Origin of the sequence: Corynebacterium vitaeruminis DSM 20294 (assembly GCF_000550805.1) — a bacterium.
In the GTDB taxonomy this organism is placed as follows: Bacteria; Actinomycetota; Actinomycetes; order Mycobacteriales; family Mycobacteriaceae; genus Corynebacterium; species Corynebacterium vitaeruminis.
Genome location: NZ_CP004353.1, coordinates 986,961 through 1,000,659, shown reverse-complemented (window position 1 = coordinate 1,000,659; position 13,699 = coordinate 986,961). Strand labels below are relative to the sequence as shown.

Annotated in this window: 12 protein-coding genes; 3 read left to right on the top strand and 9 right to left on the bottom strand. The window is 67.8% G+C overall.

All coding sequences use genetic code 11. The annotated features are described in order from the left end of the window. Window position 1: 1 nt before the first annotated feature. The 4 genes from B843_RS04690 to B843_RS04675 all read right to left on the bottom strand — a co-directional run bounded on the left by B843_RS04690 (window position 2) and on the right by B843_RS04675 (window position 4,127). Window positions 2-910 carry a 4-(cytidine 5'-diphospho)-2-C-methyl-D-erythritol kinase gene (locus B843_RS04690; RefSeq protein ID WP_034650519.1) on the bottom strand — a complete coding sequence of 303 codons (909 nt, stop codon included), beginning with the start codon at window positions 908-910 and terminating at the stop codon, window positions 2-4. After that, on the bottom strand, window positions 910-1,773 hold the full coding sequence (gene rsmA / locus B843_RS04685; RefSeq protein WP_025252361.1) for a 16S rRNA (adenine(1518)-N(6)/adenine(1519)-N(6))-dimethyltransferase RsmA: 864 nt from the start codon (window positions 1,771-1,773) through the stop codon (window positions 910-912). Before rsmA ends, B843_RS04690 begins: the two co-directional genes overlap by 1 nt. A gap of 79 nt (window positions 1,774-1,852) precedes the next feature. Beyond that, on the bottom strand, window positions 1,853-3,001 hold the full coding sequence (locus tag B843_RS04680; RefSeq protein WP_025252360.1) for a resuscitation-promoting factor: 1,149 nt from the start codon (window positions 2,999-3,001) through the stop codon (window positions 1,853-1,855). Window positions 3,002-3,284: 283 nt separating this feature from the next. Next, the gene (locus B843_RS04675) at window positions 3,285-4,127 is read right to left on the bottom strand and encodes a TatD family hydrolase (RefSeq protein ID WP_025252359.1); all 843 of its coding nucleotides are present in this window, start codon (window positions 4,125-4,127) and stop codon (window positions 3,285-3,287) included. Between the two features lie 27 nt (window positions 4,128-4,154). On the opposite strand from B843_RS04675, the gene B843_RS04670 reads away from it, so the two are divergent. Beyond that, window positions 4,155-4,652, top strand: a complete 498-nt coding sequence (locus B843_RS04670; RefSeq protein WP_038595292.1) for a GNAT family N-acetyltransferase — start codon at window positions 4,155-4,157, stop codon at window positions 4,650-4,652. Window positions 4,653-4,736: 84 nt separating this feature from the next. Here the strand turns inward: B843_RS04670 and metG are convergent, their stop codons facing one another. The 4 genes from metG to B843_RS04650 are packed head-to-tail and all read right to left on the bottom strand — an operon-like array spanning window position 4,737 to window position 9,217. Beyond that, window positions 4,737-6,566: a methionine--tRNA ligase gene (gene metG, locus B843_RS04665; RefSeq protein ID WP_025252358.1), complete on the bottom strand. Its 1,830-nt coding sequence runs from the start codon at window positions 6,564-6,566 to the stop codon at window positions 4,737-4,739. A gap of 14 nt (window positions 6,567-6,580) precedes the next feature. Further along, a complete protein-coding gene (gene rsmI, locus B843_RS04660; RefSeq protein WP_025252357.1) occupies window positions 6,581-7,444 on the bottom strand; it encodes a 16S rRNA (cytidine(1402)-2'-O)-methyltransferase in 864 nt (287 codons plus the stop codon). 4 nt (window positions 7,445-7,448) lie between these two features. Further along, window positions 7,449-8,528: a sensor histidine kinase gene (locus tag B843_RS04655; protein ID WP_025252356.1), complete on the bottom strand. Its 1,080-nt coding sequence runs from the start codon at window positions 8,526-8,528 to the stop codon at window positions 7,449-7,451. Then, the gene (locus tag B843_RS04650; RefSeq protein WP_025252355.1) at window positions 8,525-9,217 is read right to left on the bottom strand and encodes a response regulator transcription factor; all 693 of its coding nucleotides are present in this window, start codon (window positions 9,215-9,217) and stop codon (window positions 8,525-8,527) included. The genes B843_RS04655 and B843_RS04650 overlap by 4 nt, the downstream gene beginning before the upstream one ends. Before the next feature lie 125 nt (window positions 9,218-9,342). Here B843_RS04650 and B843_RS04645 point away from each other — a divergent pair, with 125 nt between their 5' ends. Further along, window positions 9,343-9,936 (top strand): ferritin-like domain-containing protein, encoded by a 594-nt coding sequence (locus B843_RS04645; protein ID WP_025252354.1) that lies wholly within the window; start codon window positions 9,343-9,345, stop codon window positions 9,934-9,936. A gap of 3 nt (window positions 9,937-9,939) precedes the next feature. Here the strand turns inward: B843_RS04645 and B843_RS04640 are convergent, their stop codons facing one another. Continuing rightward, window positions 9,940-11,670 carry a BCCT family transporter gene (locus tag B843_RS04640; protein ID WP_038595289.1) on the bottom strand — a complete coding sequence of 577 codons (1,731 nt, stop codon included), beginning with the start codon at window positions 11,668-11,670 and terminating at the stop codon, window positions 9,940-9,942. A gap of 399 nt (window positions 11,671-12,069) precedes the next feature. Here B843_RS04640 and B843_RS04635 point away from each other — a divergent pair, with 399 nt between their 5' ends. Next, window positions 12,070-13,671, top strand: a complete 1,602-nt coding sequence (locus B843_RS04635; protein ID WP_025252352.1) for a dolichyl-phosphate-mannose--protein mannosyltransferase — start codon at window positions 12,070-12,072, stop codon at window positions 13,669-13,671. The last annotated feature ends 28 nt before the right edge of the window (window positions 13,672-13,699 follow it).

Sequence of the window (13,699 nt, the reverse complement as noted above, 5' to 3'; positions counted from 1 at the left end):
ACTACTTGCTTTCTTTCACGTACGCGCCGCGGGCCGGGCCCGTGGCGGTGGTCGCCTTACCGTAAAGCCCCAGCTCGCCCGCGACCTCGGCGGCGGTCTCGGCGTCCTCGCAGAGGAAGGCGCAGGTGGGGCCGGAGCCGGAGACGATGCCGCGCAGCGCCCCGGCGCGCTCGCCCGCCTCGATGGTCCGCCGGAGCTGGGGGCGCAGCGAGAGGGCGGCGGCCTGCATGTCGTTGGTGATAAGGCGCGCGACCTGGTGCACGTCGCCCGAGCGCAGCGCGGCGGCCAGCTCGGCGGTGTCGAGGTGCGGGGTGCGCTCCATCTGGTCGAGCTTGCCGAACACCGCCGGGGTGGACAGCCCCTCCTTGGCAAAGGCCAGGGCCCAGTGGTAGGTGCCGGTGGACAGCATCGGCGTGAGGTTCTCGCCGCGGCCGGTGCCCAGCTGGGTCTCCCCCACCAGGGTGAACGGGACGTCGGAGCCGAGCTCGGCGGCGATGCGCCAGAGCACCTCCTCCGGCGCCGCGACCGGCAGCAGCGCGTTGTAGGCGCGCAGGGTCGCGGCGGCATCCGCGGAGCCGCCCGCCATGCCCCCCGCGGTGGGGATGCCCTTCAGCAGATCGATGGCGACCGCGGGCAGCGCGTCCCCGCCGTTGTCGCGGTGCCAGGCAGAAAGCTTCTCGACGGCACGCCAGGCGAGGTTTCGGTCGTCCTCGGGGACCTCCGGGTTGCCGTGGGCGTCGAGCGAGGCGACCGGGCCTTCCCCATCGACCTCGGTGAGGGTGAGCTCGTCGTGCAGGCTCAGGGATTGGAAGACGGTAACCAGCTCGTGGTAGCCGTCCTCGCGGAGCGGTCCCACCCCGAGGTGCAGGTTGACCTTTGCGTGCGCGATCGCGCTGACCGAGCGCGCCATCAGATGCCCGCCAGCTTCACGAACTGGGCGATGTCCAGCTTCTCCCCGCGCAGGGTGGGGTCGATGCCCGCGGCGCGCAGGGCCTCCTCGGCCGCCTGGCCCGAGCCGTAGACCCCGGAAAGGGCCGCGCGGAGGGTCTTGCGACGCTGGGCGAATGCCGCGTCGATAAGCGGGAAAACCTTGGCGCGCGAGGCGTCCGTGATCGGCCACGGCTGGGCGTCGGGCGGGAAGCAGTCGATGCGCACGAGCCCCGACTCGATCTTCGGCGCCGGCCAGAACACGTTCTTGCCGATCGAGCCCGCGCGGCGGACGTCGCCGTAGAAGCTGGCCTTGACGCTGGGCACGCCGTAGACCTTGTTTCCCGGGACGGCCGCGAGCCGGTCGGCCACCTCTGCCTGGACCATGACGAGCACCCGGCGGATCGACGGGAAGATGGCGAGCAGGTGCAGCAGCACCGGCACGGAGACGTTGTAGGGCAGGTTGGCCACCAGCGCGGTGGGCCGGTCGATGTCCTCGGAGCGGATCTGCAGGGCGTCGCGCTGGATGAGGGTGAGGCGGCTCTTGTAGCCCCCGGCGCGCTCGGCGACGGTTATCGGCAGCTGCTCGGCGAGCCTCGGGTCGATCTCGACCGCCGTGACCTTGGCCGCGGTGTCCACCAGCGCGAGGGTGAGCGAGCCCAGACCGGGGCCCACCTCGATGACGTGGTCGGACGGGTCGAGCTCAGCCGCGTTGACGATCATCCGGACGGTGTTGGGGTCGTGGACGAAGTTCTGACCCAGCTTCTTCGTGGGCGAGACCCCCAGTTGCTCCGCGAGCGTCCGGATCTCCACCGGGCCGAGAAGCTGCGAGCGCTGTTGTTCCATAACCAATAAACCTACCAACCACGATGGGAAAGCCCCCAACCGCGCTCGCGGTCGGGGGCCATGCCGAATGTTCCAAGAATTAGCCGATGCCCAGCTTAGCGGTGCAGGCGGGCCATGCGCCCCAGCCCTGCGCGGCCTGGACCTTCTGCGCCACGGCGATCTGCTGCTCGCGGGTGGCCAGGTGCGCCTGGGAGGCGTACTGCCCACCGCCGAAGGCCTGCCAGGTGGAGTCGGTGAACTGCAGGCCGCCGGAGAAGCCGTTGCCGGTGTTGATGGCCCAGTTGCCGCCGGACTCGCACTGCGCGATGCTGTCCCAGACGGAGCCGCCGGCGACCGCCGGTGCGGTGTCCTTCTGCTTGGTGCCGCGGGAGATGGTGGCGGCGATGGCCGGGGTCTTGATGGTCTCGTTGACGATCTCGTTGGACTTCTCGACGCCGTTGACGGTGACGATCTTGCGGGTCACGTCGCGCTCGCCCGGGGTGGCCGGGGTGACGACGGTCTCCTCGCCCTCGTAGGCGTTGGGGTCGTCGACGTAGTTGACCGAGGCGTCGTAGGACTCGGTGCCGTCGACGTTCTTGGTCTCAACGCGGTCGACGTTGATCTTCATGTTCTTGGTGACCGCGGTGTCGAGCGCCGGGGTGACCACGTCGTCCTTGCCCAGGGTGATGCCGCGCTCCTTGAGGAGGTCGGCCACGGTGGCGGCGGCGATCTCGGTGAAGGCGGACTTGCCGCCGTCGGTGATCTGCACGATCTTCGGGGTGGTCACGTCGACGGTCATGCCGTCGTCCGGGATCTTCGCGTCGGAGTTCTGGCTCACGGACAGCGCGGAGATGGCGGCGCCCAGGCCGTCGAGCTGGTTGACGAGCTCGCCGACGGTGGCGGCGGTGGTGTCGACCGTCTTCTCCTTGCCGTCGATGACCACGGCGACCTGCTTGGCGGTGCGGACCGTGACGGTCTCGTTGTTGCTGAGGGACTCAGAAGGAGCCGGGTAGACGACGTCCTTGTCGCCGACCGTGACGCCAGCCCGGTCCAGGGCGCCCTGAACGTCGCTCGCCCAGGTGGCCAGGGTGACCTGGTCGCCGTTGACGTCGATGGTGACGTCCTTCTTCTGGGAAGCGACGGTCACTCCGCCGACGGCGACGGCGGCGAGGACGCCACCGGCGGCCAGGCGCTTGGGCACCGAGTAGGAGGAGTTGGTATCAATTCGGGACTTCTTGTGGATTCCCACGTGAGGTTTCACTTTTCTTTTCGACGACACAGGGCAGTCAGAGGGAGATCCCTCGACACAGGGGCTCGGGCTCTTCAACTCGGAAGAACCCGCCACCGGATTCAATTAAGTAACAATACGATAACAGGCCGACTTTTGCGAGTAGATTCTGTAACAAATCACAGAATTATTCTTATTTAGAGTCAGTTTCAGTCACATATCTCACACTGGCAACAATCTTGCACCACAGCCCCTCCTCGATGTCGAATTTTGTGGTGCAATTCATATTGTGTGCGGGATTACTTTATGCGTTAAGCCCGTAGATGCGTCGGAAGTTGCGGTGCAGCGCCTCCGCCAGCTCCTCCACCGCCATCCCGCGCACCTCCGCGATGCAGCGGGCGGTGTGCCCGATGAGGCTCGGCTCGTTGCGCGCCCCGCGGAACGGCTCCGGGGTCATGTACGGGGCGTCGGTCTCGATGAAGAGCGCGTCGAGCGGCGTCAGCCTCGCCGCCTCCCGCAGCTCCTCGTTGCGCTTGAAGGTCACGTTGCCCGCGAAGCTCAGCACGTAGCCGCGCTCGATCGCCTCCTTCGCCACGGGCAGCGGCGAGGAGAAGCAGTGCAGGATCGTCTCCCGCTGGGCCGGAACGCGGGCGAGCACCTCCATGAGTTCGGCGTCGGCCTCGCGGTTGTGGATCATGAGCGCCTTGCCGGAGCTCGCGGCGAGGTCGGCGTGCCACTCGAGCGCCTCGATCTGGGTGTCGAGGTCCGCGGTGGTCTCCGGCTCGTGCCGGATCCAGTAGGTGTCCAGGCCGGTCTCCCCGATCGCCACGCAGCGCGGGTCGGCGGCCATGTCCACCAGCCGGGCGCGGGCCGCGGCGTCGAGCTCGCGGGCGCGGGTGGGGTGGATGGCGCAGGCGGCGAAGACCCGCTCGTCTTCGTGCGCCGCGGCAAGCGCCAGCTCCGCCTCCTCGAGCCCGTCGCCGACGGTGCAGATGAGCTCGACACCGGCGTCCTGCGCGCGGTCGACGATCTCGCGGATGCCGGCCGCGTCCCTCGCGCCACACGAGGCGAGATGGGTATGGGCGTCGATAAGCAAAGGCGTATGCGGCGCGGGAACGGGAACGGGACGTGGCTTCTTCTTCGACATAATTACAAGAGTCTAGACTGAGACGCTATGTTGATACGTTCAGCGAGCGAGGACGACCTGCCAGGGATCGTCGAAATCTACAACGACGCGGTGGATAACACCGTGGCCATCTGGAACAACGACCACGTCGACGTGAACAACCGCCGCGCGTGGCTTACGGAGCACCAGGCCGACGGCCTCCCCATCCTCGTCGCCGTCGTCGACGATCGCGTCGCGGGCTACGCCAGCCTCAGCCATTTCCGCGACTTCCAGGGCTACGCGCACACCGCGGAGAATTCCATCTACGTTCACCCCGACTTCCAGGGCCGCGGCATCGCCTCCGCGCTCATGCGTTCGCTTATCGACGACGCCACAGGCGGCCACCTCCACGTCATCGTCGCCGCCATCGAGGGCGAAAACGCCGCCTCCATCGCCCTGCACCGCAAGCTCGGGTTCGTCTCCGCGGGCACGATCCCGGAATGCGGGACGAAGTTCGGGGAGTGGCTCGACATGCACCTCATGTACCTGCGGCTGCCTGCGGAGTAAGCCTCCAAGGAAGCCGAAAGCGTGACCGAATGACAAAAAGTGCGCCTCCGAATTGGGAGACGCACTTTTGTTATTTACCGGGCTTTACTTGCTCACCGGCGCCCACTCGGGCCCGGTCTCGCCGAGCTCCGGGTCGAGCTTGGCGATCAGCGGCTTCGGCTTGGCCAGCTCCGTGCCGGGGACAACCTCGACGCGGCCCCAGGTCGCCTGCTGGTTGGCGTAGTCGCCGGTGATGATGGGATAGGTCTGGCCGAGCTCCGGCAGGCCCACGCCGACCAGCTCGAGCGGCTCGTCGTCGACGACCTCGCGGATCTCCGGGGTGGCCGCCCAGACGCCCTCGCGGCCCAGGGTCTCGTGGACCTTCTGCGCGGTGTGCGGCAGGTACGGGGTGAGCATGACGTTGCAGTCGGAGATGACCTGCAGCGCGGTCCACAGGACGGTGGCCAGGCGCTCGCGCTGGGAATCGTCCTTGGCCAGCTTCCACGGCTCCATCTCCGCGATGTAGGCATTCGCCTCGCCGACCACGTGCATGACCGCGGTGATGCCCTGCTTGAAGTGCGAGTGCGCGAGCGCCTCGCCCACCTCCGCCATCGCCTTATCCGCCTGGGCGAGGATGGCCTCGTCCGCGGGCTCGAGGGCGGCGGGCGCGGGCACGGCGCCGAAGTTCTTGTACGCCATGGACACCGCGCGGTTGACCAGGTTGCCCCAGCCGTTGGCCAGCTCGTTGTTTACGCGGCGGACGAACTCCTCCCACGTGAAGTCGGTGTCGTTGGTCTCCGGGCCCGCGACGGCGATGAAGTAGCGCAAGGGATCGGGGCCGAACTCCTTGAGGAAGTCCTTGACGTAGATGACCACGCCCTTGGACGAGGAGAACTTCGAGCCGGACATGGTGAGGAACTCCGAGGAGACGACCTCGGTGGGCAGGTTCAGCTCGCCGAGCGCGTGCACGGAGCCGCCCTTGGCGCCCTTGCCCTGGTAGCCGAGCAGCTCGGCGGGCCAGATCTGGGAGTGGAAGGTGATGTTGTCCTTGCCCATGAAGTAGTAGGACTTCGCCTCCGGGTTGGTCCACCACTGGCGCCAGGCCTCCGGGTCGCCGGAGCGCTTGGCCCACTCGATGGAGGCGGACAGGTAGCCGACCACGGCGTCGAACCACACGTAGAGCTTCTTGGTGGGCTTGTTCTCCCAGCCCTCGACCGGGATCGGGATGCCCCAGTCGATGTCGCGGCTCATCGCGCGCGGGCGCAGGTCCTCGAGCAGGTTGAGGGAGAACTTGAGCACGTTCGGGCGCCAGTCCGTGCGGCCCTCCAGCCACGCGCCGAGCGCCTCGGCGAGCGCGGGCAGGTCGAGGAGGAAGTGCTCGGTCTCGATGAACTCCGGGGTCTCGCCGTTGATCTTGGACACCGGATTGATGAGGTCCGCCGGGTCCAGCTGGTTGCCGCAGGTGTCGCACTGGTCGCCGCGGGCGTCGGGGGCGCCGCAGATGGGGCAGGTTCCCTCGATGTAGCGGTCCGGCAGGGTGCGACCGGTCGACGGGGAGATCGCGCCCATCGTGGTCTGCTTGATCATGTAGCCGTTCTCGTACAGGCCCTTGAACAGCTCCTGGACCACCGCGTAGTGGTTGCGCGTGGTGGTGCGGGTGAACAGGTCGTAGGACAGGCCCAGGCCCGCGAGGTCCTCCACGATCTGGCGGTTGTAGCGGTCGGCGAGCTCCTTGACGGACACGCCCTCCTTGTCCGCCTGCACGAGAAGCGGGGTGCCGTGCTCGTCCGTGCCCGAGACCATAAGCACGTTGGCCCCGATCATTCGCTGGTAACGAGCGAAGACGTCGGAGGGAACACCGAAGCCCGCGACGTGTCCGATGTGGCGGGGGCCGTTGGCGTAGGGCCAGGCAACAGAGACGAGCACATTATTCATGGTTTCTTACCTTATCAGCGTGCTTCCAGCACGGCGTCATACAGTTCTTTCTTGCTCACGCCGTGCTCCTTGGCCAGCTGCGCGCAGGCGTCCTTGAGGCGCGCGCCTTCCGCGACGAGCTTCTCGACGCCTTCGGTCAGCTCGCGCACGTCCGTGACCTCCTTCTTCTGGACGCCCTCGATGACCACCGAGATCTCCCCGCGCAGCCCGTCCTTGGCCCACTCGGCCAGTTCCCCGAGCGTGCCGCGCTTGACCTCCTCGTAGGTCTTGGTCAGCTCGCGGGCCACCGCCGCGCGGCGGTCGGGCCCTAGGACCTCGGCGGCCGCGGCGAGGGTGTCGCCGATGCGGTGCGGGGATTCGAAGAAGCAGACCGCCCGGGTCTCCTGGGCGAGGGTCTCCAACCAGGCGCGGCGCTGGCCCGGTTTGCGCGGGGCGAAGCCGTCGAAGGCGAACTTGCCCACGTGCAGCCCCGACAGCGCTAGGGCGACGGGCACGGCCGAGGGGCCCGGGAAGCAGGTCAGCGGCACGCCCGCGTCGTGGGCGGCCTCGACCAGCGGGAAGCCCGGGTCGGAGACGATTGGCATGCCCGCGTCGGTGACCACGACCACGGTGCCGGTGCGCGCGTAGTCGATGAGCTGGGCGGCCCGGCCCTGCTCGTTGTGGTCGAAATTGCTCAAGACCTGACCGCGGATCTCCACGCCGAGCGCCTGGGCGAGCGCCCGGGTGCGGCGGGTGTCCTCGGAGGCGACGACGTCGGCCTCGGCGAGCGCCTGGGCGAGCCTCGGCGAGGCGTCGCCGACGTTGCCCAGCGGCGTGGCCGCCAGGATGATGCCGCGCGGGAGCAGCGGGAGGGGGTTGCCTGCCAGATCTGAGCTCATTCCTCTAGTCTGGCACACCTGTGATGGCCGGGAGCGAGAGGGTAAACGTCGCTCCCCTGCCCCGCCCCTCGGAGCTGGCGGTGAGGCTGCCGCCGTGGTGGAGCGCGATCTGCCGGGCGATCGTGAGCCCAATGCCGGACCCCGTGCCGGCGCCCGCTCGGTAGAAGCGCTCGAAGACCTTCTCGAGGTCGCCTTCGTCGATGCCCGCCCCGGTGTCGGCCACCGTTACCTCCACGGCGTCGTCCCTCTCCGCGCAGGTGATGGTGATCGTCCCGCCCTCCGGGGTGGCGCGGATCGCGTTGCCCACGAGGTTGGTGATCACCTGCCCGATCCGGTCGGGGTCGATGAGCGCGTGCGCGTGAGCGGTGGGCGCGCAGACGAGGTGGATCCCCGCGTCCTCGATCTGCGGGTGCAAGTGGCGCACGACCGTCTCGATGACCTCGCACACGTCGGCCTCGCGCAGCTCGAGGCCCATCCGCCCCTCCTCCGCCCGGGAGAGGGCGCTCAGGTCGTCGGCCAGTCGGCGCAGGCGGTGCGACTCGGCCAGCAGCGGCGCGAGGTTGTCCGGGTCGAGCGGGACGACTCCGTCGAGCATGGCCTCCACCTGGCCATCGATGACCGTCAGCGGGGTGCGCATCTCGTGGCTCACCTCGCTGATGAGGCGCGTGCGCCGGGCCTCGGTGTCGCGGACTGCCGAGGCCATGGTGCCGATGTCGCGGGAGAGCTCGTCGAGCTCGCGGGTGGTGGTCTGCGGCATGCGCGCGGCGTAGTCGCCCTGGGCCAGGCGCTTGGTGGAGTCCCGGATGAGCCGCACCGAGCGGGAGATGCTCCACGCGGCGATGAGCCCGAGTTCCACGGCCGCGAGCGCGCCCGCGAGCAGGCCCCAGACGAGGGCGTGGTGGACGGCGTCGATGAGCTGCTGCCCGTATCCGCTGCCGCGTGCGGGCGAGTGATCGGAGCGGGCGAAGAACCACGGCGCCAGCGCCCAGACGACGATTCCCGTGGTCACAAGCGAGACGAGCGCGACGGCCAGGTGCGAGGCGACGAGCTGGTACCCCAGCCTGCGGGTGGGTTTCGGCCTCATGGCGCCCCTAGGAACTTGTAGCCGACGCCGCGCACGGTGGCGATGAACTCGGGGCGTTCCGCGTCGTCGCCGAGCGCCCGGCGGATCGTGCGGATGTGGACGTCGATGACCCGCTCGTCGCCGTAGAAGTCGTAGCCCCAGACCCGCTCGAGCAACTGCTGGCGCGACCACACCCTGCCCGGACGCTCGGCGAGCGCGAGGAGCAGGTCGAAGTCCAGCTGGGAGAGCTCGACCGGCTCGCCGCGCAGCCGTACCTCCCGCGCGGTGGGGTCGATCGTGAGGCTTCCCAGCCGAAGGTGATCGTCGACAAGCGAAAGCGAACCATCCATCCGCCGGAAGACGGCCTTGATGCGGGCTGCGATCTCGCGGACGGAGAACGGCTTGATCACGTAATCGTCGGCCCCCACGCCGAGGCCCACGAGCTTGTCGGTCTCCTCCGCGCGGGCCGAGACCACCATGACGTAGATGGAGGAGGTGCGGCGCAGGCGGCTGAGCACCTCGAAGCCGTCGATGTCGGGCAGGCCGATGTCGAGCAGGACCATGTCGATCGGGACGCCGGAACCCAGAAGCTCGAGCGCCCGCGCCCCGGTGTCCGCCTCGAGAACCTCGTGGCCGTCGGCGGCGAGGTACTGCGCGAGCACACGCCGGATGGCGGGCTCGTCGTCGACGATGAGGACGGTTCTTCTCACCTTATATATTGTGGCGCGTTTTTCGGCCCCCGGCGCAGTCTTCACACAATCTTCACACTCCCGGAAGCCGTCGCCACACACGGGGCAGGTTGGCTGGAAGGTGTACCCAGGAAATCGACCCCTACATGAAGGAGGACGTCATCATGAAGAAACGGCTCATCGCCGGCGCCGCCGCCGTGGCGCTGGGGCTTGGCCTCGCCCCCGCCGCTACGGCCCAGGAGCAGCTCAGCACGGCGGAGGTGGCAACGCTTTCGCGGATGCGCGACGAGGAACGCATGGCGCGGGACCTCTACCAGGCGTTTATCGACGCCTACGGCAGCGTCCGCCCGTTTTCGAACATCGTCTACTCCGAGCAGCGCCACTACGACGCGATCGGCACGATGCTCGACAGGTTCGGCGTCGACGATCCGTCGGCCGGGCTGCCCACGGGCACCTATGCCGACGCAGAGATCCAAGCACTCTACGACTCCTGGTTGGCCCAAGGCAGCACCTCGCTGAGGGATGCCTACGCCGTGGGCGTCGAGCTGGAGACGGCGGACATCGCCGACCTGGAGGACGCGATCGACGAGTCCGGCAATGCGAGCTTGGATGCCACCTACCAGAACCTGCTCGACGCCTCGCGCAACCACCTCAGCGCCTTCCAACGGGCTAGCTCCGGCGGGGGCATGGGCGGTGGCGGCATGGGCGGTGGTTTTCGCTGGCGCGGCGGCTGGGGGTAGCGGCTAGGCGTGGTACGCCTTGGGGTGGCGCGGCTTTTTCTGCTTCTGCCTGTTGACGCGGTTGTTGATGCGGCGCTGCTTCGCCTGCTCCTTCTTCTCGTGCTCTAGGTGGATGCGGCGCTCGCGGGCAAGCCGGGCCGCGAACCGCTGCTGCTCGCGGTGGTCGAGGTAGATCTCGTCGTTGCGCAGGTCCTTGAGCAGGGCGAACATGAGCACGAAGATGACCACGAGGAACGGGCTGGCCGCGATGATCGTGATGTTCTGCAGGTTGGAGAGGATGTCGTCGCCGCCGGTGACCAGCATGGTCATGCCGATGAGCGCGACGAGCAGGCCCCAGCCGGCGGAGATGAACTTGTTGGCGTCGGTCTGGCCGCCCTGGCTCATCGAGCCCATCACCGTGGAGGCGGAGTCCGCCGAGGTGATGAAGAAGGTGGCCAGCAGAATCACCGCGAGCACGCCCGCGACCTTGCCGCCGGGGAACTGGTGGAGCAGGTCGAAGAGCTGGTACTCGGCGGAGCCGTCGCCCCAGATGGACTGGCCCTGCTGCTCGAGGTGGATGGCGGTGCCGCCGAAGATGGCGAACCACAGGACGGACACGCCGGACGGGACGAACATGACGCCGAAGATGAACTCGCGGATGGTCCGCCCGCGCGAGATGCGGGCTAGGAACATGCCCACGAAGGGGCTCCACGAGATCCACCACGCCCAGTAGAAGATGGTCCAGGAACTCAGCCACGTGCCCGCCGTGCCGTTGGCCGACTCGGCGGTGCGGCCGATCATCTCGAAGAAGTTGGACAGGTACGCACCGATCGATCCGGGGATCAGGTTGAGGATGCTCACGCTGGGGCCGACGATGAAGACGAAGATCGCCAGCAGAGCCGCGAGGATCATGTTCGCGTTGGAGATGTACTGGATGCCCTTGCCCACGCCCGACATGGCAGAGATGATGAAGGCGAGCGTCAGCACCGCCACGATGGCCACGATGGTGCTCATCCGCGGGTTTTCGATGAGCCCCGCGGCGGAAAGACCCGCCGAGATCTGCGTGGCGCCCACGCCCAGCGAGCAGGCGGTGCCGAAGATGGTGGCGATGATCGTGAGGATGTCGATGATGCGGCCGGGCCAGCCCTTCGCGGCGCGCTCGCCGAACAGCGGGACGAACGCGGAGCTGAGTAGCTGGCGGCGGCCGAGGCGGAAGGTCGAGTAGGCGATCGCCAGGCCGAAGATGCCGTAGATCGCCCACGGGTGCAGGGTCCAGTGCAGGAGCGTGGAGCTCATCGCCTTGCCCACGTTGTGCGGCTCGTAGCCGGGGACGCCCTGGCGGTAGAAGGTCAGGGGCTCGGAGGCGCCGTAGAACATGAGCCCGATGCCCATGCCCGCGGCGAACATCATCGCGATCCAGCTCGTCGTGGAGAACTCCGGGGCCTCGTCGTTGCGGCCGAGCTTGATCGAGCCGAACTTGCTGAGCGCGATGACGATCGCGAAGACGAGGAAGACGGACGTCAGGAGGATGAAGGCCCAGCCGAAGTTGTTGACCACCAGCGTCAGCGCCGCGGAGGAGAAGGAGGAGAAGCTCTCGGTGCCGAGCATGCCCCACGCCACGGTCGCGAGCACGATGACGAAGGCGGGGATGCTCACCTTCCAGTCGATGCCCACCGAGTCGTCCTCGCCCTCGAAGACGATCTCCTTCTCGGGGAGGCTGCTCTTCTCGCCGATGGCCTCGGCGCCCTCGAGCATCGCGACGAGCTCCTCGGTCGCGGAGACGGCGGGCGCATCGTTTGCCGAGTCGGAGGCCGCACCTGCTGCGCCCGGGCCGAGGGAGTCGCCGGGCGTGGGCGGGTTGGGGGTGTCTTTATCGGTAAAACTCATACCTTCCATGGTGGTGATAAGTTTTCCCAATTCAACTTTTTCACTTCGAAAAGGTTACTTTATAGGCGTTTCCGATGGTCGAACGCCCACTTTCGCGGCCAGTTAAACCCCAGTTCAGCCGCGTTAAGGCGCGCAACTACATAACGGATTGATAACAATTGAACCGCGACGTGCACAATTGGTGCCGGGGCGCGCCGGAGCGGTCGTTTTTCTTGGCGCCCCGAATGCCGCCGGGGACCGCCCCGCACGCTCGACTTGTCCTCTACAATGTTGCGGGTGAGTACCCTCGTTGAAGATGACCAGACCCCCCGCTTCCTCCGCAGGCGCGGCCGGTTCGCCCGGGCGGAGGTCCCGTCCGCGCCCAGGACCTACGCGTGGTCGCGCCAGGACAGCATCTTCACGGCAATCATCGCGCTAGCCGCCTTCGTCACCCGCTTCGTCGGGCTCACCTCGGCGACGGCGACCGGCACCCCGGTCTTCGACGAGAAGCACTACGTCCCCCAGGCATGGGACATGGTCGAGTCCTGGATGAACCCCATCCTGGGCGGCATCGAATCCAACCCCGGCTACGGCCTGGTGGTGCATCCGCCGCTGGCCAAGCAGATCGAGGCGCTCGGCGAGATGGTGTTCGGGTACACCCCGCTCGGCTGGCGCGTCATGGCCGCGCTCTTCGGCGTCGCCGTGGTGCTGCTGACCATGGACCTCGTCCGTCGGCTCACCCACTCCCCCTACGCCGCGCTCTTCGCCGGCGTGCTCGCCACCTGCGACGGCGTCCTGCTCGTCGGCTCCCGGTTTGGCATGCTCGACATCTTCCAGGTGTTGTTCATCGTCGCGGCCGCCTGGGCGCTGGTACTTGACCACCAGCAGATGCAGCGGCGGATGCACGAGGCTTATGTGAGCGGGCTTATTATGGGAGACCTCGGCCCCCGGCTGGGCTTTCGCTGGTGGCGCTTCGCGCTCGGGCTCTTCCTCGGCTGCGCGCTGTCGGTGAAGTGGTCGGGGCTGTACTACGTCGCGTTCTTCGGCCTGCTCTCCGTCGCGCTCGACGCCTGGCTGCGCCACCAATACCGCCTGCGGCGCCCGCTGCTGGGCGCCCTCCGCTTCGACGCCTTCCCCGCCTTCGCCTCCCTTGTGCTCCTGCCCGCCGCGCTGTACGTGTGGTCGTGGCGCGCGTGGTTCGCCTCGGAGACCTCCGTCTACCGCCACGCTGCGACCGACGGGACCATCCCCGAGGGCTCGGCGCTTCGGATCCTGCCGGACACCCTCGCCAGCTGGCTCTATTACCACCAGACGGTGCTGAAGTTCCACGAGTCTCTGACCACCTCCAGCGGGCACACCCACCCCTGGGACTCCAAGCCGTGGGCGTGGCTGGTCTCCGCGCGCCCGATCCTCTATTACTCCTCCACCGACATCTCCTGCGGCGAGACCACCTGCCGGAGGATGATCTTCCTCTTCGGTACCCCGGCCATCTGGTGGCTGACCGTCCCGGTCCTGCTCTGGGCCGCGTGGGCGATGGTCATCCGCCGCGAGGGCGCCTACCTCGTCCCCTTCGTCGCCTTCATGGCGGGCTTCGTGCCCTGGCTGGCCAGCTACGACCGCCAGATGTACTTCTTCTACGCCACCGCGCTCGTGCCGTTCACCATCGTCATGCTCTCGCTCGTGATGCACTCCCTGTGGGGGCGCGGCCGATTGGTCGGGAACGCGAAGATCCAGGAGCTCGCCCCCGGGTTCCGCGCCGGGCACCTCGCGGTGGTCTGCTACCTCGCCCTGGTCATCGCGATGTTCGCCTACTTCTCCCCGATCCTCTACGGGTACGAGATCCCGGACGCCTACTACAACTCGATCATGTGGTTCCGGAGCTGGCAGTAGGCAGTTGCTTTCCGACGCCTACGGCTTC

Coding starts and splice junctions, on each gene's coding strand:
- B843_RS04690 (WP_034650519.1), bottom strand. CDS start 910: ATGGCGCGCTCGGTCAGCGCGATCGCGCACGCAAAGGTCAACCTGCAC.
- rsmA (WP_025252361.1), bottom strand. CDS start 1,773: ATGGAACAACAGCGCTCGCAGCTTCTCGGCCCGGTGGAGATCCGGACG.
- B843_RS04675 (WP_025252359.1), bottom strand. CDS start 4,127: ATGTCGAAGAAGAAGCCACGTCCCGTTCCCGTTCCCGCGCCGCATACG.
- B843_RS04670 (WP_038595292.1), top strand. CDS start 4,155: ATGTTGATACGTTCAGCGAGCGAGGACGACCTGCCAGGGATCGTCGAA.
- metG (WP_025252358.1), bottom strand. CDS start 6,566: ATGAATAATGTGCTCGTCTCTGTTGCCTGGCCCTACGCCAACGGCCCC.
- rsmI (WP_025252357.1), bottom strand. CDS start 7,444: ATGAGCTCAGATCTGGCAGGCAACCCCCTCCCGCTGCTCCCGCGCGGC.
- B843_RS04655 (WP_025252356.1), bottom strand. CDS start 8,528: ATGAGGCCGAAACCCACCCGCAGGCTGGGGTACCAGCTCGTCGCCTCG.
- B843_RS04645 (WP_025252354.1), top strand. CDS start 9,343: ATGAAGGAGGACGTCATCATGAAGAAACGGCTCATCGCCGGCGCCGCC.
- B843_RS04640 (WP_038595289.1), bottom strand. CDS start 11,670: ATGCTCGAGGGCGCCGAGGCCATCGGCGAGAAGAGCAGCCTCCCCGAG.
- B843_RS04635 (WP_025252352.1), top strand. CDS start 12,070: ATGTTGCGGGTGAGTACCCTCGTTGAAGATGACCAGACCCCCCGCTTC.